The sequence below is a fragment of the Elioraea sp. Yellowstone genome (assembly GCF_006704265.1).
GTDB lineage: Bacteria > Pseudomonadota > Alphaproteobacteria > Acetobacterales > Acetobacteraceae > Elioraea.
Genome location: NZ_VIKA01000346.1, coordinates 1 through 415, shown reverse-complemented (window position 1 = coordinate 415; position 415 = coordinate 1). Strand labels below are relative to the sequence as shown.

At 80.5% G+C, this 415-nt stretch carries 1 pseudogene; it reads left to right on the top strand.

The features are described from left to right. Positions 1 to 415, top strand: a pseudogene (locus FK498_RS19065) (hypothetical protein); the annotation flags it as partial.

The following is a 415-nucleotide window of genomic DNA, read 5'->3' as shown; positions in this document are numbered from 1 at the left end:
GGCTGGAGGCGCGCGAGGCGGCGGCGGCGGTGCGCGCGCTCGCCGCCGCGCTGGGCGCGCCGGTGCTCCTCACCTACAAGGCGAAGGGCGTGGTCGCCGACGACGATCCGCTCTTCGCCGGGCTGTTCACCGGCGGCGCGGCCGAGGCGCCGCTGGTGGAGGCGGCCGACGCGATCGTGCTCGCGGGCGCCGATCCGGTGGAGTTCATCCCCGCCCCCTGGCGGTCGCGCGCGCCGGTGATCGACGTCGCGCGCTTCCGCCGTCCGCGCCACTACACCGCGCCGGCCGTGGTGGTGGAGGGCGCGATCGGCCCGGCGCTCGAGGCGCTCGCGGCGGCGGCCCGCCGGTCCGACTGGACGGCGGCCGGGGGCGGCCGGGATCGCGGCGCGGCGGTTGCCGACGCGGTCGCCTTCGC